The following is a 2,068-nucleotide window of genomic DNA, read 5'->3' on the forward strand; positions in this document are numbered from 1 at the left end:
AGCCACAGCCCTGTCGCTGTTTTGCAACCGGGCCAGTTGGCGGGCAATGTCCCGGTAGGTTACCGTCTGTCCGTAGGGGATTTCCTGCAGCAACTTCCATACCTGCTGGCGGAAGGGGCTTCCTGCGAGTTGCAGGGGTGGGGTACTACCGGGCCGGCAACCGCTGAAGTAGTCGGCCAGCCACAGGCGGACATCACCGAACAGGGGCAGGTCGCGCCATTCGTATGCGCCGGCCGTCAGGTCGGGGAAGTACTTCTGCCCGTCAAACCACAGGCCGGTCAGGCAACGGCCGTCGCTGGCCATCGTCATCGGTCCCAAGGGCGAGAGGTAGGGTTGCAGGTAGGGCATGGCGCATGTGTGTGAAGGAGGTTACTTCTTCTTCCTCAGGTCTTTGCCTTCGTATCGGCAGATGGCATCTATCCAGTCCTGCTCCAGGGGTTTGGATTCGTGTTTGGTGAGGTCGAACGCCACCATCACCGAGGTGCAGACGCATTTGGTTTCGTTCGTCAGCGTGTCGATGACCCGTTGCGCCAGCCGGAAGCTTTTGGTACCGATTTCGGTGACGGCAGTCTGCACGGCAATGTGGTCGGAACCGTAGATTTGCGAGAGGAAGTCGGCTTCGATGTGGACGACGACAATGCCGTCCTTCTCCCAGTCGACATGCGGACACACCGAAGCGAAGTATTCCGTCTTGCCCAAATCGTAGAACGAGAAATAGACGGTGTTGTTGACGTGTCCGAACTTGTCGACGTCGTTAAAGCGTAGTTGTATAGGCAGTGTGTGGTTAAAGTGAATTTCTTCCATTGTTTTCTTCGAAACGTTGTTAGTTATCGCTGCAAAAATACTATTTTTGCGTGTTTAATCAATGAAATTATACAGCAAGAAATGACAGAAGACATCAAAAAAGCCTGCGAGGTGATGAGCCGGGGCGGGGTGATATTGTATCCCACAGACACCATCTGGGGAATTGGGTGCGACGCTACCAACGAAGAAGCCGTGCGCCGCGTGTACGAAATCAAGCAACGTGCCGACAGCAAGGCCATGCTGGTGCTGGTCGACTCGGCCGTCAAGGTGGACTTCTACGTGCAGGACGTGCCCGAAGTGGCATGGGACCTCATCGAACTGGCCGACAAGCCGCTCACCATCATCTACTCCGGAGCGCGCAACCTGGCGCCCAACCTGCTTGCCGCCGACGGCAGCGTAGGCATCCGCGTCACCAGCGAAGCGTTCTCCAAACGCCTTTGCCAGCAGTTCCGCAAGGCCATCGTTTCGACGTCGGCCAACATCAGCGGACAGCCCTCGCCCGCCAACTTCAGCGAAATCAGCGAGGAAATCAAGTCGGCTGTCGACTATATCGTGGGTTTCCGCCAGGAAGAGACCGGACACCCCAAACCTTCCAGCATCATCAAGCTCGACAAGGGCGGACTGATAAAAATAATCCGGGAATAGAGCAATGGCAAAAGAACATAAAAGCAGATTGCAGCGCTTCATCATCTGGCGCGAGAAGAACCTGAAGGAGAAACAGTTCATCCTCATCCTGAGCTTCCTGGTGGGCATCTTCACGGCTTTCGCGGCACTGATACTGAAGATGCTGATACACTGGATACAGAACTTCCTGACGGAGAACTTCGATACGACCGAGGCCAATTACCTGTATCTGGTCTATCCGGTAGTGGGTATCTTCCTGGCCGGACTGTTTGTGCGCTATGTGGTGAAGGACGACATCAGCCACGGAGTCACCAAGATTCTGTACGCCATTTCGCGGCGGCAGGGGCGCATCAAGCGGCACAATACGTGGTCGTCCATCATCGCCAGCTCCATCACCATCGGGTTCGGTGGTTCGGTTGGAGCCGAGGCGCCTATCGTGCTGACGGGGTCGGCCATCGGGTCCGACCTGGGTTCCGTCTTCAAGATGGAGCACCGCACGCTGATGCTCCTCGTGGGCTGTGGTGCGGCGGGTGCCGTGGCAGGCATCTTCAAGGCGCCCATAGCGGGACTGGTGTTCACGCTGGAGGTGCTGATGATCGACCTCACCATGTCGTCGCTGCTGCCCCTGCTGATATCGGCG

4 protein-coding genes (1 of these 4 cut by a window edge) are annotated in these 2,068 nt (G+C 56.9%); 2 read left to right on the forward strand and 2 right to left on the reverse strand.

Annotation, left to right across the window (positions count from 1 at the left end; translation table 11 throughout):
• On the reverse strand, positions 1 to 348 hold a 348-nt coding region (locus QVP67_RS02310; protein ID WP_288179817.1), incomplete at its 3' end, for a methylated-DNA--[protein]-cysteine S-methyltransferase.
• Between the two features lie 21 nt (positions 349 to 369).
• Positions 370 to 804, reverse strand: coding sequence for an acyl-CoA thioesterase (locus tag QVP67_RS02315; protein WP_022161944.1), 435 nt, complete (start codon positions 802 to 804; stop codon positions 370 to 372).
• 81 nt (positions 805 to 885) lie between these two features.
• On the opposite strand from QVP67_RS02315, the gene QVP67_RS02320 reads away from it, so the two are divergent.
• Together QVP67_RS02320 and QVP67_RS02325 are read left to right on the forward strand one after the other, a co-directional pair.
• Entirely contained in the window at positions 886 to 1,449 is a 564-nt protein-coding gene (locus QVP67_RS02320; RefSeq protein ID WP_022161945.1) for an L-threonylcarbamoyladenylate synthase, read from the forward strand.
• A gap of 4 nt (positions 1,450 to 1,453) precedes the next feature.
• Positions 1,454 to 2,068: the beginning of a chloride channel protein gene (locus QVP67_RS02325; protein ID WP_022161946.1), read on the forward strand. 1,200 nt of this gene lie beyond the right edge of the window; the window shows 615 of its 1,815 coding nt (coding positions 1–615); it begins with the start codon at positions 1,454 to 1,456; its stop codon lies off the right edge, out of view.

This window comes from Bacteroides sp. CAG:633 (genome assembly GCF_000435115.1).
GTDB lineage: Bacteria > Bacteroidota > Bacteroidia > Bacteroidales > Bacteroidaceae > Bacteroides > Bacteroides ndongoniae.